Annotated in this window: 23 protein-coding genes; 10 read left to right on the top strand and 13 right to left on the bottom strand. The window is 60.5% G+C overall.

The window, feature by feature from the left end; all coding sequences use genetic code 11:
- Positions 1-115: 115 nt before the first annotated feature.
- The 4 genes from adk (at position 116) to AB3G35_RS21695 (ending at position 2,922) form a co-directional block, all read left to right on the top strand.
- Complete coding sequence (gene adk / locus AB3G35_RS21710) at positions 116-763, top strand: adenylate kinase (protein WP_016781956.1); 648 nt, start codon at positions 116-118, stop codon at positions 761-763.
- A gap of 95 nt (positions 764-858) precedes the next feature.
- Complete coding sequence (gene tsaB, locus AB3G35_RS21705) at positions 859-1,542, top strand: tRNA (adenosine(37)-N6)-threonylcarbamoyltransferase complex dimerization subunit type 1 TsaB (RefSeq protein WP_340079644.1); 684 nt, start codon at positions 859-861, stop codon at positions 1,540-1,542.
- Positions 1,543-1,769: 227 nt separating this feature from the next.
- A complete protein-coding gene (locus AB3G35_RS21700) occupies positions 1,770-2,054 on the top strand; it encodes a hypothetical protein (protein ID WP_016781958.1) in 285 nt (94 codons plus the stop codon).
- Positions 2,055-2,061: 7 nt separating this feature from the next.
- Positions 2,062-2,922: a DUF72 domain-containing protein gene (locus tag AB3G35_RS21695; protein WP_169846288.1), complete on the top strand. Its 861-nt coding sequence runs from the start codon at positions 2,062-2,064 to the stop codon at positions 2,920-2,922.
- Here AB3G35_RS21695 and AB3G35_RS21690 read toward each other — a convergent pair.
- Positions 2,919-3,539, bottom strand: coding sequence for an energy transducer TonB (locus AB3G35_RS21690; RefSeq protein ID WP_369782131.1), 621 nt, complete (start codon positions 3,537-3,539; stop codon positions 2,919-2,921). The two genes, AB3G35_RS21695 and AB3G35_RS21690, sit on opposite strands and share 4 nt — an antisense overlap.
- Before the next feature lie 93 nt (positions 3,540-3,632).
- On the opposite strand from AB3G35_RS21690, the gene AB3G35_RS21685 reads away from it, so the two are divergent.
- Positions 3,633-4,415: a class I SAM-dependent methyltransferase gene (locus tag AB3G35_RS21685; RefSeq protein ID WP_086798525.1), complete on the top strand. Its 783-nt coding sequence runs from the start codon at positions 3,633-3,635 to the stop codon at positions 4,413-4,415.
- A gap of 116 nt (positions 4,416-4,531) precedes the next feature.
- Here the strand turns inward: AB3G35_RS21685 and AB3G35_RS21680 are convergent, their stop codons facing one another.
- Complete coding sequence (locus tag AB3G35_RS21680) at positions 4,532-5,170, bottom strand: TetR/AcrR family transcriptional regulator (protein WP_016781962.1); 639 nt, start codon at positions 5,168-5,170, stop codon at positions 4,532-4,534.
- An 89-nt stretch (positions 5,171-5,259) separates the two neighbouring features.
- On the opposite strand from AB3G35_RS21680, the gene AB3G35_RS21675 reads away from it, so the two are divergent.
- Together AB3G35_RS21675 and AB3G35_RS21670 are read left to right on the top strand one after the other, a co-directional pair.
- Positions 5,260-6,360 (top strand): efflux RND transporter periplasmic adaptor subunit, encoded by a 1,101-nt coding sequence (locus tag AB3G35_RS21675; RefSeq protein WP_369782130.1) that lies wholly within the window; start codon positions 5,260-5,262, stop codon positions 6,358-6,360.
- A 5-nt stretch (positions 6,361-6,365) separates the two neighbouring features.
- A complete protein-coding gene (locus AB3G35_RS21670) occupies positions 6,366-9,431 on the top strand; it encodes an efflux RND transporter permease subunit (RefSeq protein WP_369782128.1) in 3,066 nt (1,021 codons plus the stop codon).
- 163 nt (positions 9,432-9,594) lie between these two features.
- On the opposite strand, the gene AB3G35_RS21665 is transcribed toward AB3G35_RS21670, so the two are convergent.
- The 3 genes from AB3G35_RS21665 to plsB all read right to left on the bottom strand — a co-directional run bounded on the left by AB3G35_RS21665 (position 9,595) and on the right by plsB (position 12,916).
- Entirely contained in the window at positions 9,595-9,993 is a 399-nt protein-coding gene (locus AB3G35_RS21665) for a YbaY family lipoprotein (protein ID WP_095004643.1), read from the bottom strand.
- A 124-nt stretch (positions 9,994-10,117) separates the two neighbouring features.
- Positions 10,118-10,294, bottom strand: coding sequence for a hypothetical protein (locus AB3G35_RS21660; RefSeq protein WP_162939325.1), 177 nt, complete (start codon positions 10,292-10,294; stop codon positions 10,118-10,120).
- A 123-nt stretch (positions 10,295-10,417) separates the two neighbouring features.
- Positions 10,418-12,916: a glycerol-3-phosphate 1-O-acyltransferase PlsB gene (gene plsB / locus AB3G35_RS21655; protein ID WP_369782127.1), complete on the bottom strand. Its 2,499-nt coding sequence runs from the start codon at positions 12,914-12,916 to the stop codon at positions 10,418-10,420.
- A gap of 239 nt (positions 12,917-13,155) precedes the next feature.
- On the opposite strand from plsB, the gene AB3G35_RS21650 reads away from it, so the two are divergent.
- Complete coding sequence (locus AB3G35_RS21650) at positions 13,156-13,365, top strand: cold-shock protein (RefSeq protein ID WP_016781967.1); 210 nt, start codon at positions 13,156-13,158, stop codon at positions 13,363-13,365.
- Positions 13,366-13,492: 127 nt separating this feature from the next.
- On the opposite strand, the gene AB3G35_RS21645 is transcribed toward AB3G35_RS21650, so the two are convergent.
- The 4 genes from AB3G35_RS21645 to AB3G35_RS21630 form a co-directional block, all read right to left on the bottom strand.
- Positions 13,493-13,870 (bottom strand): hypothetical protein, encoded by a 378-nt coding sequence (locus AB3G35_RS21645; RefSeq protein ID WP_016781968.1) that lies wholly within the window; start codon positions 13,868-13,870, stop codon positions 13,493-13,495.
- An 80-nt stretch (positions 13,871-13,950) separates the two neighbouring features.
- Positions 13,951-14,760, bottom strand: a complete 810-nt coding sequence (locus tag AB3G35_RS21640; RefSeq protein ID WP_016781969.1) for a putative RNA methyltransferase — start codon at positions 14,758-14,760, stop codon at positions 13,951-13,953.
- Complete coding sequence (dapE, locus tag AB3G35_RS21635; protein ID WP_016781970.1) at positions 14,760-15,911, bottom strand: succinyl-diaminopimelate desuccinylase; 1,152 nt, start codon at positions 15,909-15,911, stop codon at positions 14,760-14,762. The genes AB3G35_RS21640 and dapE overlap by 1 nt, the downstream gene beginning before the upstream one ends.
- Before the next feature lie 95 nt (positions 15,912-16,006).
- Complete coding sequence (locus AB3G35_RS21630) at positions 16,007-18,598, bottom strand: glycosyltransferase (protein ID WP_083369610.1); 2,592 nt, start codon at positions 18,596-18,598, stop codon at positions 16,007-16,009.
- 276 nt (positions 18,599-18,874) lie between these two features.
- Between AB3G35_RS21630 and tcdA the strand changes: the two genes are divergently transcribed.
- The gene (gene tcdA, locus AB3G35_RS21625) at positions 18,875-19,693 is read left to right on the top strand and encodes a tRNA cyclic N6-threonylcarbamoyladenosine(37) synthase TcdA (protein WP_086798516.1); all 819 of its coding nucleotides are present in this window, start codon (positions 18,875-18,877) and stop codon (positions 19,691-19,693) included.
- A 166-nt stretch (positions 19,694-19,859) separates the two neighbouring features.
- On the opposite strand, the gene AB3G35_RS21620 is transcribed toward tcdA, so the two are convergent.
- The 4 genes from AB3G35_RS21620 to AB3G35_RS21605 are packed head-to-tail and all read right to left on the bottom strand — an operon-like array spanning position 19,860 to position 22,957.
- Positions 19,860-20,264 (bottom strand): SufE family protein, encoded by a 405-nt coding sequence (locus tag AB3G35_RS21620; protein ID WP_016781973.1) that lies wholly within the window; start codon positions 20,262-20,264, stop codon positions 19,860-19,862.
- Positions 20,261-21,466, bottom strand: coding sequence for a cysteine desulfurase (locus AB3G35_RS21615; protein WP_315249002.1), 1,206 nt, complete (start codon positions 21,464-21,466; stop codon positions 20,261-20,263). Before AB3G35_RS21615 ends, AB3G35_RS21620 begins: the two co-directional genes overlap by 4 nt.
- Positions 21,467-21,523: 57 nt before the next feature.
- Positions 21,524-22,558 (bottom strand): 2,3,4,5-tetrahydropyridine-2,6-dicarboxylate N-succinyltransferase, encoded by a 1,035-nt coding sequence (dapD, locus tag AB3G35_RS21610; protein WP_016781975.1) that lies wholly within the window; start codon positions 22,556-22,558, stop codon positions 21,524-21,526.
- A gap of 36 nt (positions 22,559-22,594) precedes the next feature.
- Positions 22,595-22,957 (bottom strand): ArsC family reductase, encoded by a 363-nt coding sequence (locus AB3G35_RS21605; protein WP_016781976.1) that lies wholly within the window; start codon positions 22,955-22,957, stop codon positions 22,595-22,597.
- A gap of 229 nt (positions 22,958-23,186) precedes the next feature.
- Between AB3G35_RS21605 and AB3G35_RS21600 the strand changes: the two genes are divergently transcribed.
- Positions 23,187-24,833 (top strand): Na+/H+ antiporter, encoded by a 1,647-nt coding sequence (locus tag AB3G35_RS21600; RefSeq protein WP_083369608.1) that lies wholly within the window; start codon positions 23,187-23,189, stop codon positions 24,831-24,833.
- The last annotated feature ends 98 nt before the right edge of the window (positions 24,834-24,931 follow it).

Here is a 24,931-nt window from a genome sequence, read left to right as displayed (position 1 = left end):
CTGCTGTGTATCTTGATCAGCCCTTGGCCGTTTTGATGGCCAGAACCCGATTTTGAGATTGGCCCAAAGAGGCGAATCTGTTGTCATTTAAATAAAAAATTTGAGGAGCACATCGATGCGCGTAATTCTGCTGGGAGCTCCCGGGGCCGGTAAAGGTACTCAGGCAAAGTTCATCACTGAAAAATTTGGCATCCCGCAAATCTCCACTGGCGACATGTTGCGTGCAGCCGTTAAAGCCGGCACCGAACTGGGCCTGATCGCCAAAGGCGTGATGGACAGCGGCGGTCTGGTTTCCGATGACCTGATCATCAACCTGGTGAAAGAGCGCATTGCTCAGCCGGATTGCGTCAACGGTTTTCTGTTCGACGGTTTCCCGCGCACCATCCCGCAAGCTGAAGCGCTGGTCAAAGCCGGTGTCGAGCTGGATCACGTGCTGGAAATCGCCGTTGAAGACGAAGAGATTGTCCAGCGTATTGCTGGCCGTCGCGTACACGAAGCCTCGGGCCGCGTGTACCACACCGTCTACAATCCGCCAAAGGTTGCAGGCAAGGACGATGTGACCGGCGAAGACCTGGTACAGCGCAAGGACGACACCGAAGAAACCGTTCGTCACCGCCTGTCTGTTTACCATTCGCAAACCAAGCCGCTGGTGGACTTCTACCAGAAGCTGGCTGCTGCCCAGGGCAAGCCCAAGTACAGCCACGTTGAAGGCGTTGGCTCGGTAGAATCGATCACCGCCAAGGTGCTTGAAGCACTGAGCTGAGAAGTCGATTTTGCCTCATGACAACAGCCCGCTTGCGGGCTGTTGTTGTTTATACTGCTGCACTTTTTTCAATTCTGATTCTGACGGGAACACCGATGACCACCTTGCTGGCCCTGGATACCGCGACTGAAGCTTGCTCAGTTGCCTTGTTGCACGATGGCAAGGTTACGAGCCACTACGAGGTGATCCCGCGCCTGCATGCGCAAAAGCTGTTACCGATGATCAAGGACCTGCTGGCGGCGGCCGGTGTCGAGCTGTCGGCGGTCGAGGCCATTGCCTTCGGTCGCGGGCCGGGTGCCTTTACCGGTGTGCGTATCGCCATCGGCGTGGTGCAGGGCCTGGCCTTTGCGCTGGAGCGCCCGGTGTTGCCGATTTCCAACCTGGCGGTCCTGGCCCAGCGCGCCCATCGCGAGCACGGCGCCACCCAGGTGGTAGCGGCCATTGATGCGCGCATGGACGAGGTGTACTGGGGTTGCTATCGCGAAGAGGCCGGTGAGATGCGTCTGCAAGGCGCCGAAGCGGTATTGGCGCCTGAAGCTGCGGCCTTGCCTGATGGCGCCACAGGCGACTGGTATGGCGCGGGCACGGGCTGGGGTTATGCCGAGCGCTTGAACGTCAAGCCTTACGCGATGGATGCGGGCATGTTGCCCCACTCCGAAGACCTGCTGACCCTGGCCCGCTTTGCCTGGGCCCGTGGCGAAGCCATCCGCGCCGATGACGCCCAGCCGGTGTACCTGCGTGACAAGGTGGCGGCAACAAAAGCCGAACGTGGCGTCTGATCCGCTTTTGTAGCCGCTGACGAGCGGAGCGAGGTTGCGTTCGGCGGCGAAGCCGTCGTAAACCCTGATAACGGGTTTCGACTGGCACACCGCAGTGCCTGATTTCGCGACGGCTTCGCCGCCGAACGCAGCCTCGTTCCTTCGGCAGCGGCTACAAAATAACCGGCCTATTTGCTTAGTCTGGCCTGCGCCGCTAAATTGTAACTATCCCCCCTGAGCATGCAGCCATGCGCATTGACGGCTTTTCTTCCCAGTCCTACCCCATCAAGCGCAAACCGCGTAAAGGTCAGGCGGTGGTTGATGAGTCGGTTGAAGACACGCAAGCCGCGCCCGAGCACACCCCCCGTACATCCTCCGGCGAGCGCATCAGCCAGTTGCCGGTGCGTTCGCAAGACATGATCTTCCAGCGAGCCATGAGCAAAAGCGCGGCCAGTGCCCTTGCCAGCTACCTGAGCACCGCAGGCTTTGTTGACTGGGAGCAGGAAGTGCTGGGGCTGGATCTGTATATCTGAGCCAATGATTGAGCTTCCTTACTACCTCGGTTGCCCGTCCTGGAGTGAAAACGCCTGGCGCGAAGGCCTGTATCCGCAAAACGCCCGCCCGGCGGATTTTCTGAGCCTGTATGCGCAGGTCTTCAATGCCGTCGAAGGCAATACCACTTTCTATGCCCGCCCGGCGCCAACCACGGTGCAGCGCTGGGCGCACAGCCTGCCCGAACACTTTCGCCTGACAGCCAAGTTTCCGCGGGATATCAGCCACGGCGGTGATTTGCGCGAACAGTTGCATGCAGCTGAAGACTTCCTGCAGCTGCTGCAGCCCCTTGGCATGCGTGTGGCGCCGTTTTGGCTACAACTGCCGGCAAGCTTCGGGCCACAGCGCCTGGCTGAGCTGGTGAGCTTTATGGACGCCTTGCAGCGGCCGCTGGCGGTTGAAGTGCGTCACCCGGAGTTCTTTGCCAAAGGCGATGCCGAGCGCTTGCTCAACCGCTTGCTGATGGATCGCGGGGTCGAGCGTATCTGTCTTGATCCGCGGGCACTGTTCAGCTGCGATTCGAGCGACCCTGCGGTGCGCCACGCCCAATCGAAAAAACCGCGAGTGCCACCGCGCCCGGCGGCCTTTACGCAGTGGCCGCAGGTGCGCTTTATTGGCCGCCCGGAGCTTGAAGCCAACGACCCTTACTTGTTGCCCTGGGTTGAAAAAGTCGCGGGCTGGATCGAGGAAGGGCGCACGCCGTATGTGTTTTTACACACGCCGGACAATCACCGCGCACCGGAACTGGCGCGGCGCTTTCATCAGCAATTGAGTGAAAGGTTACCGGGGCTGCCGGCACTGCCCGAGCTGCATCCGCCGCAGAGCCGCGAACAACTGGGCCTGCTTTAGGCTGCCAGGCGCAGGTTATTGACCAGCAGCGGTCGCGCCCAGCCCAGGTCGAAGTCCATCGCCCGTTGTTGCTCGATCAGGGTCATGGCATCGAAGGGTTCGGCGGGCGGTGGCAGCAGGTCCGTCTCGAACTCGGCAATTGGCAGATGTAGAGGGCGGGGTTCAGGTCCCGGTCCCGGATCAGGCAGCGGATGGCCCTGAGCCATGACCAACGGCCGCACCCAGGTCGCGGTGAAATCCTGCTGATGCTGTTGAGCGATGATTTCTTCCGGCGGGTAGGGCACTGCAGGCGGCGGCAGCAAGTCCAGTTCGAATTCGGCAATAGGCAGAAACAGGGATTGCGGCGGGCGCAGTTCAGTGTCCTGAACTTCGCAATGGCGCTGGGTGACGATAGTGCCCAGCACCTCGCTACCGCCGCGAGGCTCGGATTTTTCATCCTTGGCGGCGGGTGCGATATCGAGCGCCGCAAAATCGTCAGTACCGGACTGTTCTGCCAACGCCTGGGCGTAGAAGTCCTTCCACAGGTGATTGACGCTGCCTGTGATCTGCGAATTGTGTCGGCCAAAGTCGCCAATGGGCGCAATAAAGCCGATAGATGCGGAATGAATGTCTGACATGGCTCTCGGTTGACGCCCGGCTCTGGCAAAATGTCGGATATTTCATTTATCGGCAGCCTTTGCCGATCATTAAATTTTTGAGCGTGTTTTTAGATGACTGAGCAAGCAGCGGGCTGTCGTATCAAAGTCGAGGCCCTGGACGAGGCCTATCAGGCCCTGGCCGAACAATGGGCCGAGCGCCTGGGGTTGCCCCTGGACGAACCGGACGCCGAGTTCGCCTTGCAGTTGAGCGCCCAGGGTTTGCAGTTGCAGCAGTTGGGCCCGGATGCGCCCGGCCCGGTGCGGGTCGATTTTGTCGAAGGCGGTGCGGCCCATCGCCGTTTGTTTGGCGGCGGTACGGGGCAGATGATCGCCAAGGCCGTGGGCATCCAGCAGGGCGTGCGCCCGCGAGTGCTGGATGCCACGGCAGGGTTGGGCAAGGATGCGTTCGTGCTGGCGAGCCTGGGCTGCGAAATGAGCCTGATCGAGCGCCAGCCGCTGATCGGTGCCTTGTTAGAAGACGGGCTGGCCCGTGGCCTGGATGATTTTGAGGTGGCGCCGATCGTGTCGCGCATGCACCTGCTCAAGGGCAATTCGATCGAAGTGATGCGCAATTGGGAAGGCGAACCGCCGCAGGTGATCTACCTGGACCCGATGTTCCCCCATCGTGAGAAAACCGCCCTGGTGAAAAAGGAAATGCGCCTGTTCCGGCCATTGGTGGGCGACGACAACGATGCCCCGGCGTTGCTTGAGGCGGCGTTGGCATTGGCCAGCCACCGGGTGGTGGTCAAGCGCCCGCGCAAGGCGCCGTGTATTGCCGGGCCCAAGCCGAGCCATGCGCTGGATGGCAAATCGAGCCGGTACGATATTTATCCGAAGAAGGCGTTGAAGCCTTAAACACTACACCCTCACCTTCTGTGGGAGCGGGCTTGCTCGCGATGCAGGCGCCGCGGTCTGTCAGGCAAAACGCGGTGAAGCCATCGCGGGCAAGCCCGACTCCCACAGGAGTTGCTTCAAACTGGCTGATAAGCCCGCATAAATATCCCCACCACTTCCTGCACATGGGCCTCGCTGTCCTCAGGCCCCGGCGGCTCACCACCGGCAAACAGCAGGCGAAAGTTCGGCGCGCCCTTGAGCATGCAGAAGAAGTGCTCCGCCGCATAATGGGGGTTGTCGATGCGCAGCGCGCCGCTTTGATCCATCTTGCGCAGCAAGCCCTCCATCTCGTGGACCACCCGCTCAGGCCCGGCCTCCAGGAAGATCTGCGACAGTTTCGGGTCCTGGCTGCCCAGGGCGACCATCAGGCGATGCAGGTTCAGCGACTCTTCGCTGTTGATCAGCACCTGAAAGCCACGCGCAATGTTCAGCAACACATCCTTGATCGGCTTGCCTGCAGGCAATTCAAAAAACAGCAGCGGCAACTGCTCGGTGCATTTGGACATGATGGCCGAGGAAAACAGCGTCTCCTTGTCCGTAAAGTGGCTGTAGACCGTCAGTTTTGACACACCGGCCAGGCCCGCAACCGCATCCATGCTGGTGTTGGCATAGCCCTTGGTCAAAAACAGGCTTTTGGCGGCGTCGAGGATCGACTGGCGTTTTGCCAGGTCCTTGGGGCGCCCGAGGGCATTGGGGGGTAAAGGATTGTCAGACATATCCGTTTATTACTGGACTGGTGAGTTTAGTATTAATAACATGCGGCCAGTATAAATATTCCAAGCCCCATTAGCGAAAGGTCATCACCATGTTGCGCCATGCCTTGCCCCGCGCTGTGCCTGTGTGTCTGCTGTTTTTATTGTCTGGGTGTGGGCAGCAGGAGCCCGCGAAAATCAGCATCAGCCCGGCGATGGTGGTGCAACCGCAGCCTTCGGCACTGGCCAGCCAGAGCTACCCGGGCGAAGTGCGGGCGCGGTTTGACCCGCAACTGGCGTTTCGCATTGGCGGCAAGGTAACCCGGCGTCTGGTGGATGAGGGCGAGCGGGTCAAGGCCAACCAGCCGCTGGCCGAACTGGACCCGCAAGATGTGCGCCTGCAATTGGACGCAACCCGCGCGCAGGTCGCCGCCGGGCAGGCCAACCTGAACCTGGTGCGTGCCGAGCGCGACCGCTACAAGACCCTGCTGGACCGGCAGATGGTCAGCCGCTCGCAGTTTGATAATGCCGAAAACCTTTATCGCTCAGGCGAAGCCAAGCTGCAGCAGCTCAAGGCCGAGCAGGACGTGGCCAGCAATCAGGCGAGCTATGCGGTATTGCGTGCTCCGCAGGATGGCGTGATTGCTCAGCGTCAGGTCGAGGTGGGGCAAGTGGTCAGTGCCGGGCAAACGGTGTTCACCCTGGCTGCCGATGGCGAGCGCGAAGTGCTGATCAGCTTGCCGGAACAGGATTTTAGCCGTTTCAAGATCGGTCTGCCGGTGGCCGTCGAGTTGTGGTCGCAACCCGGCCAGCGCTTCAGCGGTCGCATCCGCGAACTGTCGCCTTCAGCCGATCCTAAATCGCGCACCTTTGCTGCCCGTATCGCTTTCACTGCAGGCAAAGTACCTGCAGAGCTTGGCCAAAGTGCCCGTGTGTTTATCCAGAGCGAAGGCGCCAGCTCTCTGTCCGTGCCGCTGTCTGCACTGACCGCCGAAAACGGTGCGGCTTATGTGTGGCGCGTGGGCCAGGACAACAAGCTTGAACAAGTACCCGTGCGGGTAGGGCCGTTTGGCGAAAACAGTGTGCCGGTGCTTGAAGGTCTCAAGGCCGATGACTGGATCGTCGCCGCCGGTGTGCATGTGTTGCATCCAGGCCAGGAGGTGCGGCCGATTGATCGCTCCAACCGGGCGATCAATGTTGCGGCCAAGGAGTAATCCCCATGGGTTTCAACCTTTCCGCATGGGCGTTGCGCAATCGCCAGATCGTCCTGTTCCTGATGCTGTTGCTGGCAATTGTCGGCGGGCTTTCCTACACAAAACTGGGGCAGAGCGAAGACCCGCCGTTTACCTTCAAGGCGATGGTGATCCGTACCCTGTGGCCGGGCGCCACGGCTGAAGAAGTCTCGCGTCAGGTCACCGAACGAATCGAAAAGAAACTGATGGAAACCGGCGAGTACGAGCGCATTGTCTCGTTCTCGCGTCCGGGCGAGTCGCAAGTGACCTTTATGGCCCGCGACTCGATGCATTCCGATCAGATACCCGAGCTGTGGTATCAGGTGCGCAAAAAGATCAGTGATATACGTCACACGTTGCCGCCGGATGCTCAGGGGCCGTTTTACAACGATGAATTCGGCACCACTTTCGGCAATATCTACAGCCTGAGCGGGGAAGGTTACGACTACGCAGTGCTCAAGGACTACGCTGACCGTATCCAGATCCAGCTGCAGCGGGTCAAGGATGTGGGCAAGGTCGAGTTGCTGGGCCTGCAGGACGAAAAAATCTGGATCGAGCTGTCCAACCTCAAGCTGGCGACTCTGGGTTTGCCGCTGGCGGCCGTGCAAAAAGCCCTTGAAGAGCAGAACGCGGTATCGACGGCAGGTTTTTTTGAAACGCCCACCGAGCGCGTGCAACTGCGCGTGAGCGGTAATTTCAAAACGGTCGAAGAGATCGAGCGTTTCCCCATTCGCGTCGGCGGGCGCACTTTACGCATCAGCGATGTGGCTGATGTGCGTCGCGGATTCAATGATCCGCCGGCGCCGCGCATGCGCTTTATGGGTCAGGACGCAATTGGTCTGGCCGTGGCAATGAAGGACGGCGGCGATATTCTGGTGCTGGGCAAGGCACTGGATGCCGAGTTTGAACGCATCCAGAAAAACCTGCCGGCGGGTATGCAACTGGGCAAGGTGTCTGATCAACCCGCGGCGGTGAAAACCAGCGTTGGTGAGTTCGTACAGGTGCTGGTCGAAGCGCTGGTCATCGTTCTGCTGGTGAGTTTTTTCTCATTGGGCGTGCGTACCGGCATGGTGGTGGCGCTGACCATTCCGCTGGTGCTGGCCATGACCTTTGCCGCCATGCATTACTTCGGCATCGGCCTGCACAAGATCTCGCTGGGGGCGCTGGTACTGGCGCTGGGCCTGCTGGTCGATGACGCGATTATCGCTGTGGAAATGATGGCGATCAAAATGGAGCAGGGCTACGACCGGCTCAAGGCCGCAAGTTTTGCCTGGACCAGCACCGCGTTCCCGATGCTTACCGGTACGTTGATTACAGCTGCGGGCTTTTTGCCGATTGCGATGGCGCAGTCGAGCACCGGCGAATACACCCGCTCGATTTTTCAGGTGGTAACCATTGCCCTGCTGGCGTCGTGGGTGGCTGCAGTGGTGTTTGTGCCCTATCTGGGCGCGCTGTTGTTGCCGGACCTGGCGAAGATTCATGCGGCCAAACACGGCACCGGGGCTGGCGTGCCTGACCCCTACGCGACGCCGTTTTACCAGCGTGTACGGCGGTTGGTGGAGTGGTGCGTCACCCGGCGCAAAACCGTGATTGCCCTGACCGCGCTGGTGTTTGTCGGCTCAGTGGTGCTGTTCAAGTTTGTACCGCAGCAGTTCTTCCCGGCGTCCAGCCGGCTGGAGCTGATGGTCGACATGAAGCTGGCCGAAGGCGCTTCGTTGAGCAATACCACCGATCAGGTCAAGCAGCTCGAAGCACTGCTCAAGGATCACCCGGGCATCGAGAACTATGTGGCTTACGCGGGCACCGGTTCGCCACGCTATTACCTGCCTCTGGACCAGCAACTGCCAGCGGCAAGCTTTGCCCAGTTCGTGGTATTGGCCAAAACCATCGAAGACCGGGAAAGCCTGCGCACCTGGTTGATCGACACCCTTAATGAGCAGTTCCCGACCATCCGTTCGCGGGTGACGCGCCTGGAAAACGGCCCGCCTGTGGGCTATCCGGTGCAGTTCCGGGTGACCGGCGAGCATATCGAAGAGGTACGGGCGCTGGCGCGCAAGGTTGCGGCCCAGGTGCGGGGCAACCCCCATGTGGTCAACGTGCACCTGGACTGGGAAGAGCCGAGCAAGGTGGTCAACCTCAATATCGATCAGGACCGCGCGCGTGCCCTGGGAGTCAGCACGGCCAACCTGTCGCGCTTCTTGCAAAGCACCCTGCTGGGCTCGACGGTCAGCCAGTACCGCGAAGACAACGAGTTGATCGAAATTCTCCTACGCGGCACACCGCAGGAACGCACTGAACTTGCTCTGCTGCCGAGTCTGGCGGTGCCCACCGACAATGGCCAGAGCGTTGCCCTGTCGCAGATCGCGACCCTGGAATATGGCTTTGAAGAAGGCATTATCTGGCACCGCAATCGCCTGCCGACCGTGACCGTGCGGGCGGATATCTACGGCAAGGAGCAACCGGCGACCCTGGTGCAGCAGATCCTGCCGACCCTGGAGGGCGTGCGTGCCGAACTGCCGGATGGCTATTTGCTGGAAGTGGGCGGCACCGTCGAAGACTCCACCCGTGGCCAGGACTCGGTGAAAGCCGGTGTGCCGCTGTTTATCGTGGTGGTGCTGACATTGCTGATGGTGCAGCTGCGCAGTTTCTCACGCATGGTCATGGTATTCCTGACGGCGCCTTTGGGTCTGATCGGGGTGACATTGTTCCTGCTGTTGTTTGGCAAGCCGTTTGGTTTTGTGGCAATGCTGGGCACCATTGCATTGTCGGGGATGATCATGCGCAACTCGGTGATCCTGGTGGATCAGATCGAGCAGGACAAGGCGGCGGGGCTGGACCCGTGGCGGGCGGTGATTGAAGCGACGGTGCGGCGTTTCCGGCCGATTGTGCTGACCGCGCTGGCGGCGGTGCTGGCGATGATTCCGCTGTCACGCAGCGTGTTCTTCGGGCCTATGGCGGTGGCCATTATGGGCGGGCTGATCGTGGCGACTGTGCTGACGCTGCTGTTCTTGCCGGCGCTGTATGCGGCGTGGTTCAAGGTGAAGAAGGTCTAATTCGAAAGCCCCTCACCCTAACCCTCTCCCGGAGGGAGAGGGTACTTGACCGCGTTGCTGCGGGATTCAACTCAAAAACTTTCGGCTGCCGAGATTCTCCGTTATTCCCCAATCAGCCCCCTCTCCCTCCGGGAGAGGGTTGGGGTGAGGGTAAGCCTGCGAATTAGCGAATCTGATCCACGCGCACACGGATCGGCTGCTGGGTCTTGGCCGTCAGGTCGACGCTATTGCGCTCGGTGTTGATAAACAGCAACTGGCCGTTTTCTTCAATCCGCGCGCTGATAGCGTAGGTGTGGCCGGGCTTGATCTGCGCCGGGTCGTAGGTCAGGTGGAAAGGCAGTGGCACCTGGCCCTTGATCTGGCCGCTTTGCTTGGCAAGCGTTACCGCTGGTGCGTCGGCCAGCGAAACGTCCTGCAGGCTCACTTCCAGTGTCGCCGTCGGCGGCAAGGCAATGCGTTGCAGGTAAAACACTTCGCCATCGAGGCTGGCATGCTGGGTAGGGGTCATGGAACTACAGGCTCCCAGCAGGGCGGTCAGGCTCAGTAAAAGGAACTTTTTCATAGGGCAGTCTCCGTTTCTTTTCCTGTGTAAGACATTTCACACTGGAGAATGAAGGGGATTCTAGCAATGAACTTGCCCTTGAAGCGGCAAACATGTGCCCGACAACCGCTGCTGTTTCAGTGGGTTATTCAGTCAGAGGTTCATCCTGGGAGTCGTCAGCGGGGGTGTCGTGGCTGCCGGGCTGGATGCCATTACCGCCGTGGACGCTGCCATCGGGGTTCTTGACATGCCAGGGCGTGCCAGCAGTGCGCGTGGTTTCCGAAGGAGGCTGTTCGTGTAGCTTTTCGTTGTCCTGGGTCATTTTCAGACTTCCTTATCGTTGGTTTGCATTAGGTGTGTGCCGAAAAACTCGGCACACACCCAAGGCTAGTTGCAGATTGGAAGGCTGAAATCGGTCGAGACGTTTCAACTCGACTTTGCAGGATTATCCGACGCTCTCGGAAATATCCGCTGCATCTTCACTGCGATGCAGTGCCACCTGACGAATCGACAGGCGGATCTCGGCAGGCAGGACGCGCTTGGCAGCCCCTTCGGCCAGTTCACCGAGCAGTTCGTGGTAGCTCAATTTGCCGTTGGCATCGCGGCGCAATACGTCTTCTTCGAGCAAGGTCTGGATAAAGTGGCGGAACAGGCTCTTGTCGAAGAACTCAGGGGCATTGAGCCCATGCAGGATCGACAGGCGCTGGGCCATCATGGTGCACAGGTCTTCCAGCTCTTCAGCGCTCAAGGTGTTCTGGCCGCTGTTGAGCAGCAAGGAGATGGCCATGTAAAAGCGCTGCAGGGTTTGCGCAATGCTCTTTGACAGCAGGGTCAGCAACACAAAGTGTCGCGAGCTGGGCGCAGGGCGCAGGTACACGTCTTTTTCGAAGCGCAGCAAGCCTTGCTCGACAAAGGCTTCAAGCCATTGGTCGACGACACCGTCGAGTTCCTCTGCGGACCAGCGGATAAACAGTTCCGATTGCAGATACGGGTACAGCGCATGGGTGTAGCGCAGGATCTGTTCGCGGCTCATGCGCGAGGTGCTCTGGAAGAAGCTGGCCAACAACGATGGCAAGGCAAAGATATGCATCACGTTGTTGCGGTAATAGGTCATCAGAACCGCGTTCTGCTCATCCAGATAGAGGATCTTGCCCAGCGCATCGCTTTGCTCGGCCAGCAGATTCATGTCTTTGACATGCTGGATCAGTGCCGGCCCGTCACCCTCGGGCAAGGTGGTGTACGGCGAGTAGGGAACCCGGCGCAGCAGGGCCAGATACAGGTCCAGCACCCGGGCCATGGCCTGTTCATCCAGGGCCAGGCGGGTAGTGGACAGCAGGGCCAGGGCCACCAGGTTGACCGGGTTGATGGCCGCAGCCTCATTCAGATGCCGGGCAACTTTTTCCCCCAGACGGTTGGTGGTCTGGCTCAGCCAATCAGGCCGGTAGGCCGGCGCAAGCTCCTGCTGGCGCCAGCCCGGCTGCTCCTGCTCGAGAAACTCGGCAAGCTTGATCGGCTCGCCGAAGTTGACCGCGACCTGACCGAACTTCTGCTTTTTAAGGGCGCCGATCACTTTGAAAATATCGAAAATCGATTCTTTCTTCTTGCTTGCACCGCGCAGTTCGCCCAGGTAGGTACGGCCTTCTAGTACGCGCTCGTAACCGATGTACACCGGTACAAAGACGATAGGCGTACGTGATGAGCGCAAGAAACTGCGCACGGTGATGGCCAGCATCCCGGTTTTTGGTTGCAGCATGCGTCCGGTGCGCGAGCGGCCGCCTTCGACGAAGTACTCCACCGGGAAACCCTTGGTGAACAGGGTGTGCATGTATTCGTTGAACACCGAGGTGTACAACGGGTTGCCCTTGAAGGTGCGGCGCATGAAAAACGCCCCGCCACGCCGCAGCAGCGGGCCCAGCACCGGCATGTTGAGGTTGATCCCGGCGGCAATGTGCGGCGGGGTCAGGCCGTTGCGAAACAGCAGATAGGACAGCAACAGGTAGTCGATATGGCTGCGGTGGCACGGTACATAAATGATCTCGTGGCCCTGGGCGACCTTTTGCACGCTCTCGATCTGGTTGACCTTGACCCCGTCGTAGATCTTGTTCCAGAACCAGCTCAGCAATACTTCAAAAAAACGGATCGCGGTGTAGGTGTAGTCCGAGGCGATTTCATTGGCGTAGCGCAGCGCCAGGGCACGGGCCTTGTCTGGCGAAATATTTTCGCGCCCGGCTTCATCGAGGATCGCCTGACGCACGGCAGGCTCGTTGACCAGCCCTTTGACCAGTGTGCGTCGGTGCGACAGATCGGGGCCAATGGTCGAAATTTTCAGGTTGCGAAAGTGCACCCGCAAAATGCGCTGGGCCATGCGCACGGTGCGTTCGTGGCCCTTGTTGAGGTCGACCAGCTCGCGCATATGGATAGGGGCCGAGAATTGCACGCGGGTTTTGCGGCCCAGAATCAGGATCCGCAGCAGACGCCGCAAGCGTCCGGTCACGGCCCAGCTATCGGCAAACAGCAGTTTCCAGGGGCTGGACTCGCTGTCGGGAGACTGGCCCCAGAACACGCTGACCGGGATGATTTGCGCATCTTCGCCCGGGTGCTGGCTCAGGCTGTCGACCAGACGGGTCAATACCGGCGGCGCCCCACGCTTGTCCTGACGGCCCAGCCAGTCGGGCTCGGGGGTCAGGTAAAAGAAAGCGGCGGGCTCGATCATCTCGCCCACGGCAACCGGCAGCACCGGGCGCGGCAGGCCGGCCTTGGAGCATTCTGCGTCGACCACGGCCAGTTCGGTCAGCGAGGGCGATTGCAGTACATAGAACACCGGGCGGCTGCGATCCAGGTTCAGGGTCAGCGAAGACTGATTGATGGTCTCCGAGCGCACCCACAGGTACAGCAAGCGACGCAGGGCGCCAAATACAAGGCGGCGGAATGGGGAGGGGGTCATACGGCTTCTGCGTTAGTGAATTAAACGAGCGTTTACTCGGTCGGGTAGTTTGCAGTATCAGCGCAAAATCGGCAAAAAAGCGGCGAACTAATATTGATTGAGTGTTTTTTTGCCTGACTTATACTCGATGGTCTTTCGCTGTCTTGTGTAAGACGCAATCGGTGGAAGTCTAGTTCAAGCGAAAACTCTTAAAGGGCCAATAACGAGCCCGCTCAATAATAAAAAGGGGGGAAGGTTCCATGACGACACGTGTAACAGGCAATGTGAAGTGGTTCAACGATGCCAAGGGCTACGGCTTTATCCAGTGCGAGAACGGGGCCGATGTGTTTGTGCACTACCGCGCCATTCGCGGTGAAGGCCATCGCAGCCTGGCCGAAGGCCAGCAGGTCGAATACACCCAGGTCACAGGCGCCAAGGGCCTGCAGGCCGAGGATGTAGTGGGGTTGTAAGGCTCTGCGGCCCCTCCCTGTGGGAGCGGGCTTGCTCGCGATATGGGCGGCGCGGTGCATTTGGCTGACCGCAGCGATACCATCGCGAGCAAGCCCGCTCCCACAAGGGATTTGTAGCGGGTTTTACTCAGGAACCGGTTTTCCAGGTGATTTCTTCCTGGCCGTCTTCGCTGATGCGGATCCAGCGGTCGGCGTCTGCCTCGCCCTGTTCTTCAACCCAGCTGCCCGGTGCGCAACGCACTTCGATGTGCAGGGCCTCAAAAGCGGCCTTGGCGCAGGCAATATCGTCTTCCCACGGGGTTTTATCACTGTCCAGGTACAGGCTGTTCCATTTGCCCACGGCCTTTGGCATCCAGGTCACCGGTACTTCGCCAGCGGTGCACTTCCAGGTTTCGCCTTTCTTTTTCCATTCCGTGCACGGCCCCAGCACGTTTGCCAGCCAGGCTTCGACGTCTTTGTAAGTGACGGCTTCTTTCAGGTAAATCTCGATATCGGGTTGGCGCATGGATGTCCTCACTGCGGGTCTGAAAAATCCACTCGCGGATTAATCGGGCCAGAGGCATGTGCCCCTGGCCGTAAAGTTGGTTATTGAAGCACGAAGTAATCGTAGCGCATCGACACCGTCACCACTAAAGGCTCGGGGTGCTCGATGACCTCGGCGCGGCGCTCGGCACTGGCACGCCAGCCGTGAGGGGTCATGGCCAGCAGGTTGGCGCGATCCTGGGGTTCGCTCAGGCTGAGGGTGAACTCCAGTGTTTCGCTGTGTTGCAGCGCCATGCCTTCGGGCACCAGGGCCAAATGCTTGTCGTCAGCGTAATCCCGTACTTCGTCGTACAGCCGCTCGCGCAGTTCCATCAAGTGCCCGCGTGTTGGGCCTACACGCATCAGGCCACCACCCGGGGTCAGCAGGCGCTTGGCTTCAAGCCAGTCCAGCGGGCTGAATACACTGGCCAAAAACTGGCAGCTGGCATCGGCCAGTGGTACGCGGGCCATGCTGGCGATCAACCAGGTCAGCTGCGGGTTGCGCTTGCAGGCGCGCTTGACCGCCTCGCGGGAGATATCCAGGGCGTAGCCATCGGCGTCGGGCAACGCCTGGGCAATTTGCGCGGTGTAATAACCCTCGCCACAGCCGATGTCGAGCCAGCGTTGCGGCGCGCGTTCGGCGGCCAGCTCGGCCAGGCGTTTGGCCACGGGGGCGTAGTGCCCGGCGTTGAGAAAGTCACGGCGGGCTTCAACCATTGCCTGGTTGTCGCCAGGGTCGCGGCTGTTCTTGTGTTGCACCGGCAACAGGTTCAAATAGCCCTGGCGGGCACGGTCAAAACGGTGCCCGGCGGGGCACACGACACCATTGTCCACTGCATTGAGTGGTTCGGAGCAGATCGGGCAGGCGAGCATCAGGCGAGCAACTTGATCAGGGTCTGGTAGTAGATTTCGGTCAGCACATCCAGATCGCTGGCCAGAACCCGTTCGTTGACCTGGTGGATAGTCGCGTTGACCGGCCCCAGCTCTACCACTTGCGTGCCCAGGGTGGCGATAAAGCGCCCGTCGGACGTACCACCGCTGGTCGAGGCCTTGGTCTCACGCCCCGTCACCTGCTTGATGCTCGACGAAACCGCGTCAAGCAAAGCGCCCGGCTCGGTCAGGAATGGCAGGCCGGACAATGCCCAGTCGATGTGCCAGTCCAGGCCATGCTTGTCGAGGATGTCGGCCACGCGCTTTTGCAGGCCTTCAACGGTGGACTCGGTGGAGAAACGGAAGTTGAACACCGCCACCAGGTCACCGGGGATCACGTTGGTCGCGCCCGTGCCGGAGTTGAGGTTGGAAATCTGGAAGCTGGTCGGCGGGAAGAAGGCGTTGCCGTTGTCCCAGTGCTCGGCGGCCAGCTCGGCCAGCGCCGGAGCTGCCAGATGAATCGGATTCTTGGCCAGGTGCGGGTAGGCCACATGGCCTTGCTTGCCACGCACGGTGAGCTTGGCGCCCAGGGAGCCGCGACGACCGTTTTTGACCACGTCGCCGACCAGGGTGGTACTCGACGGTTCGCCGACGATGCACCAGTCCAGGCGCTCGTTACGGGCCTTGAAGCGTTCGATCACGGCCTTGGTACCGTGATGGGCCGGGCCTTCTTCGTCACTGGTGATCAGAAACGCGACCTTGCCTTTGTGGTCCGGGTAGTCGGCGACAAAGCGCTCGGCGGCCACCAGCATGGCTGCCAGGCTGCCTTTCATGTCGGCCGCGCCACGGCCGCAAAGCATGCCGTGTTCATCGATCAGTGCGTCGAACGGGTCGTTCTGCCAGGCCTGGACCGGGCCGGTGGGCACCACGTCGGTGTGGCCGGCGAAGCACAGCACCGGGCCTTCGTGTTTGCCGTGGGTGGCCCAAAAGTTGTCGACGTCCTCGATGCGCATCGGCTCAAGCATGAAGCCGGCATCGCCCAGGCGCTGCATCATCAGCTTCTGGCAATCGGCATCGATCGGCGTCACGGAAGGGCGACGGATCAGATCGCAGGCAAGTTGCAGGGTCGGCGAAAGGTCGGCGTGGGCCGTCATGGTAGGGACTCCGAAGCGGGACACAAGGCACAAAAGGGCGGTTATCTTAAAGCAAAACGGCGGCCAGAGGCCGCCGTTTAGTGGTTGCAGTCAATTTATGCAGCCGGTTGCTCTTGGGCTTCTTCTACCGGTTTGGGCAGCGAAGACATAAAGGCCATGATCAGCGCCGCCAGGTACGGCAGCGATTGCACCAGCAGCATCACCACCCAGAAACGCATATCGTTGCTCGGCAGGCCCTGGACGAAGAAGATCCCCAGTGCCGCGCCCCAGAGCAACAGCATGATGAACACTTCTTCGCGGGCTTCCGAGATGGCGACCCAAAAGCCGTGGTTATCGGCGTTTTTCGGGGTGCGGAAGAACGGAATGCTGGTGGTGAAGAACCCGTACAGCACGGCTTTGGCGATGGTGTGGGACAACGCCAGCCCCGCCAGGGCCGCGGCGAAGGCGTCCTTGAGGTTGACCCCCATCGCACGGCGGTACAGGAAGATGATCTTGCCCACCTTGAACACAAACAGCGCCAATGGCGGGATGGCGAAAATCAGCAGCGGCGGATCGACCCGCGTCGGCACGATAATCATCGCCGCCGACCACAACAGGGCGCCCACGGTGAAGAAGATATTCATGCCATCGGCCACCCACGGCAGCCAACCCGCCAGGAAGTGATAGCGCTGGCCGCGGGTCAGCTCAGTGTCCTTGCCGCGCAGCAGGCTTGAAGAGTGACGCTTGATAATCTGAATCGCACCGTAGGCCCAGCGGAAGCGCTGTTTCTTGAAGTCGATAAAGGTATCGGGCATCAGGCCCTTGCCGTAGCTATTGTGGGAATAGGCTGCTGAGTAGCCTTTCTCGAACACGCGCAGGCCCAGTTCGGCGTCTTCGCAGATGCACCAGTCGGCCCAGCCGAGCTCTTCGAGCACGGAGCGGCGGGTCATGGTCATGGTGCCGTGTTGGATGATTGCGTCGCGGTCGTTGCGGGTGACCATGCCGATATGGAAGAAGCCTTTGTATTCCGAATAGCAGAGCTTCTTGAATTTGCTTTCGTTTTGGTCGCGGTAGTCCTGCGGCGATTGCACGATGGCGATTTTCGGGTCGGCAAAGTGCGGCACCATGTGCTTGAGCCAGTTGCGGTCCACGCAGTAATCGGAGTCGATCACGGCGATCACTTCGGCGTCCGGCGCGGTATGCGGGATCAGGAAGTTCAGTGCGCCGCCCTTGAAGCCGGCCAGGGGCGCGACGTGGAAGAACTTGAAGCGCGGGCCGAGGGTGGCGCAGTAGTCGCGCACCGGCTCCCATACCGCCGGGTCCTTGGTGTTGTTGTCGATGATCAACACTTCGAAATCGGGGTAGTCGAGGTTGGCCAGGGCGTCGAGGGTCTGTTTGACCATCTCTGGCGGCTCGTTGTAGCACGGCACATGGATCGAGACTTTCGGGCGGTAGGCATCGTCGGCTTCGACCGGTAAAAACTCCCGCCGGCGTTTGCGAATCCATACCGCCTCGGCCAGTTCATGGGCCTCGGTGAGCAACACAATAAACACCCCGAGGGCACCCAGCCCGAGCAGGAAACCCACGGTCAGGCTGAACCAGGTGCTGTATTGCTGGCTGTAGTCGTAGGCGATCCACACCAGTACCGACCCGCACAGGAACGCTGTGAAGGTCAGGAAGGTGCGGCCACGCTGGCGCAGGGCAGAGCCGTCGATCAGCAGCAACGCCAGCGACAGCAGGCCCATGACCACCGAGCCGATGGCCAGTACGCGCCACTGTGGAATGGCTACTACCGGGCCTTCAAAGTTGAATTTTTGCTGGCGGGCCGCGTTGTACACGCCCCAGTACGCACCTACCGAACCTTCGTCGCTGGCTTTCCACGGCTGGTCGAAGGCTTCGATCACAAAGTAGTTGTAGCCGCGACGGTTGAGGGTGTTGACCAGCGTACGCAGATAAATGGCCTGGTCGGCCGGGGTGGCGTCAGCGCCACCGCGCATGCGGCCGTTGCTCGGCCAGCCCACCTCGGACAGCAGCAGCGGTTTTTTCGGGAACATTTTTTTCAGGTCGCGGGCACGGTCCAGGACGAACTCACCGGCCTTGTCCACCGGGATAAATTCCCAGTAGGGCAGGATGTGCGCGGCGATCAGGTCAACGTGCTTGGCCAGTTGCGGGTATTTCTCCCAGATGTGCCATTGCTCGGACGTGGTGACCGGCACCTTGACCGCAGCGCGCACCCGGTCCAGCAGCACGATCAGGTCTTCAGGGGTGATCTCTTCGCGGAACAGGGCTTCGTTGCCCACCACAACCCGCACCACGCTGCGCGAATTGTTGGCCAGTTCGATGGCTTTCTGGATTTCCCGTTCGTTGCGCTCCAGGTCCGGGCTGATCCAGATCCCGATGGTCACGCGCAGGCCGAATTCTTCCGCCAGCTTGGGAATATCGCCCAGGGTGCCATCAACCGAATAAGTCCGGATGTTGTCGGTGAGCTTGCTGATGATCTCCAGGTCGCGACGCATTTCGTCGTCGGTCGGGTACTGGTCTTTCTGCGGGTACTGGCCTTGCTGGAACGGCGAGTACGAAAAGCCGGAGATTTGCTCGGGCCAGTTGGGTGCAGAGACCGGGCGATTGATCAGCGCCCAGAAGCCTGTGAAGAGCGCGGCGATGGCCAGGACCACCACCAGATTGAGTCCAAATTTACGCGATGACATAACTATTTCGGGTTCCAAAAGGAGTGGAACGAAGATCGGTCGGCGGGTGCCAAACGGCGCGCATCCTACACTGTGCTCCGACCCATCGTATAGCTGACGGAATTGGATCCGGCGTTGGGCAGTTGTTACCGTCTTAAGTTCTTTCTTTATTATTTGTAGCTCTTATCTTCTTACTCAGTAGGCTATTAAAGCAGGCTTGGTCGCATAGCCTGTAGGAAAGATACTCAATGCAATGTAAGCCCCCTATAATGCGCGCCGGTTTTTGGGGTGTTGGTGATGAGTACAGAAGATCCACGTTTTGCCGGTGTAGCCCGGTTATATGGGCTGGAAGGCCTTGAACGGCTGAAGGCAGCCCATGTGGCGATCGTCGGTGTGGGCGGTGTCGGGTCGTGGGCGGCAGAAGCCATTGCGCGCTGCGGCGTCGGCGAGATTTCGTTGTTTGACCTGGATGACGTGTGCGTCAGCAACAGCAACCGCCAGTTGCACGCCTTGAGCACGACCATTGGTCGGGACAAGGTCGAAGTAATGGCCGAGCGCCTGCGCCAGATCAACCCGGACTGTGTGGTTCACGAAGTGGCGGATTTCGTCACCCGCGAAACCATGGCCGAGTACATCACCCCGAATATTGACTGCGTGATCGACTGCATCGACAGCGTAAATGCCAAGGCGGCGCTGATTGCCTGGTGCAAGCGGCGCAAGATCCAGATCATCACCACCGGTGGTGCGGGCGGGCAAATTGACCCGACACTGATCCAGGTGTGTGACTTGAACCGTACGTTCAATGATCCGCTGGCCTCCAAGGTGCGTTCGACCTTGCGCCGCGACTATGGCTTTTCGCGCACCATGACCCGCCATTACAGCGTGCCGTGTGTGTTCTCTACCGAACAGCTGCGTTATCCCAAGCCGGACGGCAGCATTTGCCTGCAGAAGAGCTTTGTCGGCGACGGGGTGAAGCTGGACTGCGCCGGCGGCTTTGGCGCGGTGATGATGGTGACCGCCACCTTTGGTATGGTCGCGGCGACCAAGGCGGTGGACAAGATTGTTGCGGGCGTGCGGCGGCCTTCGGAGAAGGTAAAGCCTGCACCGCAGGAATAAAGCTCGCCCCGGACCTGACCTGTGGGAGCGGGCTTGCTCGCGATAGGATCGCTGCGGCTTTTCAGATGAACCGAATCGCCAGCATCGCGGGCAAGCCCGCTCCCACAGTTATTTTGCGCAAGCCCGGGTTTTGAGGGCCGCACAACATCTGTGGAAGCGGCAAGGGTTAGCCTGCCAATTCCCGCATCCGCACCAGCACGGCATTCAGCCCGTTGCTGCGCGATGGCGACAGTTGCCGGCTCAGGCCCAACTGCTCGAACCAGCCCGGCAAATCGACCTGTTGCAGCTCTTCAGTGGTCAAGCCATTGACCCGCGCCAGCAGCAACGCCACCAGCCCGCGAATCAACCGCGCCTCACTGCTGGCCGCAAACTGCCAGCGACCATCGACCTGCTTGCCCACCAGCCACATAAGGCTTTCACAGCCATGTACGCGGTTGGCCTCGGTTTTGTCGGTCTCGCTCAGCTCTGGCAAACGCTGACCCCATTGCATCAACAGGCGTGCACGCTGTTCCCAGCCGCTGCAATGCTCAAAGCTGTCGAGCGCCGCCTGCGCCTGGGCGGGCAGAGTCATTGCAGCAGCTCCAGCGCCTGGTCGAGTGCGTCGAAAAAACGCTCCAGATCGTCTGAATCGTTGTACAGCGCCAGCGAAACGCGGATGGCTCCGGCCAACCCCAGGCCTTTGAGCAGCGGCATGGCGCAATGATGCCCGGCGCGCACGGCTATTCCCTGTTCGGTCAGCAAGTGGGCCAGGTCGGCGTTGTGTACGCCATCCACGACAAAACTGACCAAGGCCAGTTGCGGGGTGCCCAGCAGGCGGATGCCCTGACGCTGCTGCAAACCCTCGACGAGCAACCCGTGCAGCGCTGCTTCGTGGGCTTGCACGGCGGCCTGGTCGAGGTTGGCCAGATAGTTGAGCGTCGCGCCCAGGCCGATCACGCTGGCTATCGCCGGGGTTCCGGCCTCAAAGCCCAGCGGCGCGGGGCGGAAGGTGGCGTGCTGGTAGTCGGCGTCCTGGACCATTTCGCCGCCAAACTGCCAGTGTTGCAAAAGGCTCAGCGCTTCATGGCGGCCAAACAGCACGCCCAGCCCGTCCGGGCCATAGAGCTTGTGGCTGGAAAATACATAGAAGTCGCAGCCTAGCGCCTGCACGTCATGACGACCGTGGACCACACCTTGTGCGCCATCGACTACGGTCAGGGCCTGATGGGCCTTGGCCAGTGCCAGCAGCTCAGTCAGCGGCTGCCAGACGCCGAGTACGTTGGACAACTGGCTTACGGCCAGCAGGCGGGTGCGCGGGGTGATCAGGCGTGCGGCTGCATCGAGATCGATCACGCCGTCGGCATCCAGCGGCAACACCACCAGATTCAACCCTTTACGCTGCGCCAGTTGCTGCCACGGCAGCAGGTTGGCGTGGTGTTCCAGGGCGCTGATAACAATGTCATCGCCCGTCTTGAATTGGTGCTCCAGGCCATAGGCCAGAAGGTTCAGCGCCGACGTGGCGCCGTGGGTGAAAACGATTTGCCCGCACTCGCCAGCATTGAGCCATTGCGTCACTTTGTGGCGGGTGTTTTCGAAGGCCTGGGTCGCGTGGGCGCCCGGCAGGTGCTGGGCCCGGTGCACATTGGCTGCGCCATTGGCGTAGTAGTGCGTCAGTGCGTCGAGCAGGGCTTGGGGTTTTTGCGTGGTTGCAGCGCTGTCCAGATAGGTCTGGGCCTGACGTTGCAAGGCGGCGATGGCGGGGAAGTCAGCGCGCCAGGGAGAAGGCAAAAGCATGGTGTTCGGCTCTGTTGACGAGACCGGAAGCCGGCCCCGTCAGTTTCAGACAGACGCTTAGTTGTGCGCGTGCAGTGCTTCGTTCAGCTCGATGGCCGACTTGTGGGTCTTGCATTCCACAGCGCCGGTTTCCGAGTTGCGACGGAACAACAGGTCAGGCTGGCCAGCCAGGTCACGGGCCTTGACCACTTTGACCAGTTGGTTGTTTTCGTCCAGCAGGGCCACTTTGGTACCCGCGGTCACGTACAGGCCGGACTCAACGGTGTTGCGGTCACCCAACGGGATGCCGATACCGGCGTTGGCGCCGATCAGGCAGCCTTCGCCAACCTTGATCACGATGTTGCCGCCGCCCGACAGGGTGCCCATGGTCGAGCAGCCGCCGCCCAGGTCCGAACCCTTGCCGACAAACACGCCAGCCGAAACACGGCCTTCGATCATGCCCGGGCCTTCGGTGCCGGCGTTGAAGTTGACGAAGCCTTCGTGCATCACGGTGGTGCCTTCGCCCACATAAGCACCCAGGCGGATACGCGCCGCATCAGCGATGCGCACGCCGGCAGGGACAACGTAGTCGGTCATTTTCGGGAACTTGTCGACCGAGAATACTTCCAGCAGATCGCCACGCAGGCGCGCTTCAAGTTGACGCTCGGCCAGTTCGCCCAGATCGATGGCGCCCTGGCTGGTCCATGCCACGTTCGGCAGCAGCGGGAACACACCCGCCAGGCTCAGGCCGTGGGGCTTGACCAGGCGATGGGACAGCAGGTGCAACTTGAGGTAGGCCTCAGGCGTGGAGGTCAGCGTGGCGTCTTCGGCCAGCAGGGTGGCAACCAGCGGCTTGTGGCTTTCGGCCAGGCGGGTCAGCAGGGCCGCTTGAGCAGCGTCCACAGGCTTGACGGCTTCTGCCATTTGAGCGGCTTGTGCGGTGGTAAAGGTGATTGCCTGATTGCCACCGGTGTAGCCCAGAATCGGTGCGATGGCTGCAATCAGCTCGGCCGATGGATTGATCAGGGGTTGTGCGTAGAACACTTCCAGCCATGCGCCTTGACGGTTTTGGGTGCCGACGCCGAAGGCTGCGCTGAACAGGGTAGTAGACATGCAATTACCTCTTACAAAAAATAAATGGGCGGGCGCTTACAGAAGGGCCGCCGCATAAAGATCTGGCTTGAAGCCAATCAGGGTTTTGTCACCGAGATCGAGCACCGGGCGCTTGATCATCGAGGGTTGGGCGAGCATCAGTTCAATGGCCTTCGCTTGGTCGAGATCGGCTTTGCGTTCGTCGTCGAGCTTGCGAAAGGTTGTACCGGCGCGGTTGAGCACCACTTGCCAGCCGTGCTCGTTACACCATTGGGTCAGGTGTTCACGGTCAATGCCGCTGCTTTTATAGTCATGAAAGTCGTAGCGCACTGCATGTTCATCGAGCCAGGTGCGAGCCTTTTTCATGGTGTCGCAGGCCTTGATGCCGAAAAGGTGCAACGTCTTGCTTGAGTCGGTCACGGAAATTGCCCCTCCTTTGGAGATGCGGTAAATGAGCGGTCGCGGATTATGCCATGTGCAGCGCCCTTGGGCGTGAATGGCTGCGAGCTTGGCACAGACTTGTGACATGTCGTCGCACTGCTACTTTTGTTCAGGCTCGGCTTTTACGGTTAGACGCTACTATGGAGCGCAATGGGAAATTGTTGCTATTTATTTAGTTTAAAACTGATCGTTCGGGAACTCTGCTGATATGCAAACCGCCTATACCGTCCTTATCCTGCTGATGCTGGTGGGGGTTTCGCGTCTGTTGGGGCGTGTCATACCGTTGCCTTTGCCGCTGGTGCAGATTGCTGCCGGCGCCGTACTGGCCTGGCCGACACTGGGCCTGCATGTGGCGCTGGAACCTGAGCTGTTCCTGTTTCTGTTCTTGCCGCCGCTGCTGTTCTCGGATGGCTGGCGCATGCCCAAGCGTGAGTTCTGGCGCCTGCGTGGGCCGATTCTGACCCTGGCTGTGGGGCTGGTGCTGTTTACGGTGGTGGGGGCGGGTTATTTCATCCACTGGTTGCTGCCGAGCATTCCCTTGCCGGTGGCATTTGCCCTGGCCGCGGTGTTGTCACCCACCGATGCGGTGGCAGTCTCGGCCATTGCCCAAAACCGTCTGCCGGCGCCCTTGATGCATATGCTGCAAGGCGAGGCGTTGATGAATGACGCTACGGGCCTGGTGACATTCAAGTTCGCCCTGGCAGCGGCCATTACCGGGGTGTTCTCGCTGGCCAACGCCAGCCTTACTTTTGTCCTGGTGGCCTGCGGTGGGCTGGCTATCGGCGTGGCATTGAGCTGGCTGGTCGGGCGTTTGCGGGCATGGATGATCGCTCGCGGCTGGGATGACCCAGCGACCCATGTGGTGTTCATGTTGCTGCTGCCTTTTGCCGCCTATGTACTGGCCGAGCGACTGGGCGCATCGGGCATCCTGTCGGCGGTTGCTGCGGGGATGATGCAGAGCTGGCTGGACCTGTTGCCGCGTCAGACCAGCACCCGCCTGCTTAACCGCAGTGTGTGGTCGCTGCTGGAATTTGCCTTCAATGGCCTGATCTTTTTGCTGTTGGGGCTGCAACTGCCGGACATCATCAAGGCGGTGGTCAGCCACGAAACCACCTTGTGGCCAACCCTGATGTACCGCTGCCTGGATGTGGTGGCGATTTTTCTGGTGTTGTTGGCGCTGCGCTTTATCTGGGTGCAGAGCATCTGGCGGCTGTCGGGTCTGCTGCGCCGCTGGCGTGGCAAGGGCGAGCTGACAATGGTGCCGACGGCGCGCTCCTGCTGGCTGTTGACCGTGGGCGGGGTGCGTGGAGCTGTCACGCTGGCGGGTGTGATGTCGGTGCCGTTACTGGTCAGTGAGGGTTTGAATTTCCCTGAGCGTGATTTGCTGATCTTTATTGCTGCCGGGGTGATATTGCTGTCGCTGGTGGCGGCTTGTATCGCCTTGCCCGTGTTGTTGCGCGGTATCCCGAAAAGCCCGGACGATGCCATGCGCAAGGAAGTGCGCGAAGCCTGGCGGCGCACAGCAGAAGCGGCGATTCACGCGCTGGAGGCAGAAGAGGTGGTGGAGGCCGATGGTCAGCAGGATGCGGCCCAGGCAGCTCTGGCGGCTGAGCTGAAGGCGCGGATCATGTCCGAGTACCGTCATCAGTTGGAGGTGTACAACGACTCGGCAGAAGCCCAGGCACTGGCTTCGCAAATGGACCAGCTGGAGAGCCGTTTACGGCTCAAGGCACTGCGGGCGCAGCGGCTGGAGCTGTACAGCTTGCGCCGTCACCATGAAATCGGCGATGACGCCCTCAGCGAGATCCTCAAGGACCTGGACTTGAGCGAAGCGAATCTGGGCACGGTGAAATAATCCCGCTTTATGTTGGAGCGGGCTTGCTCGCGATGCAAGCGATGAGGTGTCTCAGCCAAATCGCAGTGATGCCATCGCGAGCAAGCCCGCTCCCACGG

This window comes from Pseudomonas sp. WC2401 (assembly GCF_041200115.1).
Lineage (GTDB): Bacteria > Pseudomonadota > Gammaproteobacteria > Pseudomonadales > Pseudomonadaceae > Aquipseudomonas > Aquipseudomonas fragi.
This window is presented reverse-complemented; position numbering and strand designations above follow the sequence as displayed.

Excerpts from the sequence above, each read along its gene's own strand:
- AB3G35_RS21670 (WP_369782128.1), top strand. The coding sequence starts at position 6,366 with ATGGGTTTCAACCTTTCCGCATGGGCGTTGCGCAATCGCCAGATCGTC.
- AB3G35_RS21645 (WP_016781968.1), bottom strand. The coding sequence starts at position 13,870 with ATGCGCCAACCCGATATCGAGATTTACCTGAAAGAAGCCGTCACTTAC.
- AB3G35_RS21615 (WP_315249002.1), bottom strand. The coding sequence starts at position 21,466 with ATGCTTTTGCCTTCTCCCTGGCGCGCTGACTTCCCCGCCATCGCCGCC.
- adk (WP_016781956.1), top strand. The coding sequence starts at position 116 with ATGCGCGTAATTCTGCTGGGAGCTCCCGGGGCCGGTAAAGGTACTCAG.
- tcdA (WP_086798516.1), top strand. The coding sequence starts at position 18,875 with ATGAGTACAGAAGATCCACGTTTTGCCGGTGTAGCCCGGTTATATGGG.
- plsB (WP_369782127.1), bottom strand. The coding sequence starts at position 12,916 with ATGACCCCCTCCCCATTCCGCCGCCTTGTATTTGGCGCCCTGCGTCGC.
- AB3G35_RS21600 (WP_083369608.1), top strand. The coding sequence starts at position 23,187 with ATGCAAACCGCCTATACCGTCCTTATCCTGCTGATGCTGGTGGGGGTT.
- AB3G35_RS21700 (WP_016781958.1), top strand. The coding sequence starts at position 1,770 with ATGCGCATTGACGGCTTTTCTTCCCAGTCCTACCCCATCAAGCGCAAA.
- AB3G35_RS21650 (WP_016781967.1), top strand. The coding sequence starts at position 13,156 with ATGACGACACGTGTAACAGGCAATGTGAAGTGGTTCAACGATGCCAAG.
- AB3G35_RS21690 (WP_369782131.1), bottom strand. The coding sequence starts at position 3,539 with ATGTCAGACATTCATTCCGCATCTATCGGCTTTATTGCGCCCATTGGC.
- AB3G35_RS21675 (WP_369782130.1), top strand. The coding sequence starts at position 5,260 with ATGTTGCGCCATGCCTTGCCCCGCGCTGTGCCTGTGTGTCTGCTGTTT.
- AB3G35_RS21640 (WP_016781969.1), bottom strand. The coding sequence starts at position 14,760 with ATGCTCGCCTGCCCGATCTGCTCCGAACCACTCAATGCAGTGGACAAT.
- AB3G35_RS21660 (WP_162939325.1), bottom strand. The coding sequence starts at position 10,294 with ATGACCCAGGACAACGAAAAGCTACACGAACAGCCTCCTTCGGAAACC.
- AB3G35_RS21620 (WP_016781973.1), bottom strand. The coding sequence starts at position 20,264 with ATGACTCTGCCCGCCCAGGCGCAGGCGGCGCTCGACAGCTTTGAGCAT.
- AB3G35_RS21630 (WP_083369610.1), bottom strand. The coding sequence starts at position 18,598 with ATGTCATCGCGTAAATTTGGACTCAATCTGGTGGTGGTCCTGGCCATC.
- dapD (WP_016781975.1), bottom strand. The coding sequence starts at position 22,558 with ATGTCTACTACCCTGTTCAGCGCAGCCTTCGGCGTCGGCACCCAAAAC.
- AB3G35_RS21685 (WP_086798525.1), top strand. The coding sequence starts at position 3,633 with ATGACTGAGCAAGCAGCGGGCTGTCGTATCAAAGTCGAGGCCCTGGAC.
- AB3G35_RS21680 (WP_016781962.1), bottom strand. The coding sequence starts at position 5,170 with ATGTCTGACAATCCTTTACCCCCCAATGCCCTCGGGCGCCCCAAGGAC.
- dapE (WP_016781970.1), bottom strand. The coding sequence starts at position 15,911 with ATGACGGCCCACGCCGACCTTTCGCCGACCCTGCAACTTGCCTGCGAT.
- tsaB (WP_340079644.1), top strand. The coding sequence starts at position 859 with ATGACCACCTTGCTGGCCCTGGATACCGCGACTGAAGCTTGCTCAGTT.
- AB3G35_RS21665 (WP_095004643.1), bottom strand. The coding sequence starts at position 9,993 with ATGAAAAAGTTCCTTTTACTGAGCCTGACCGCCCTGCTGGGAGCCTGT.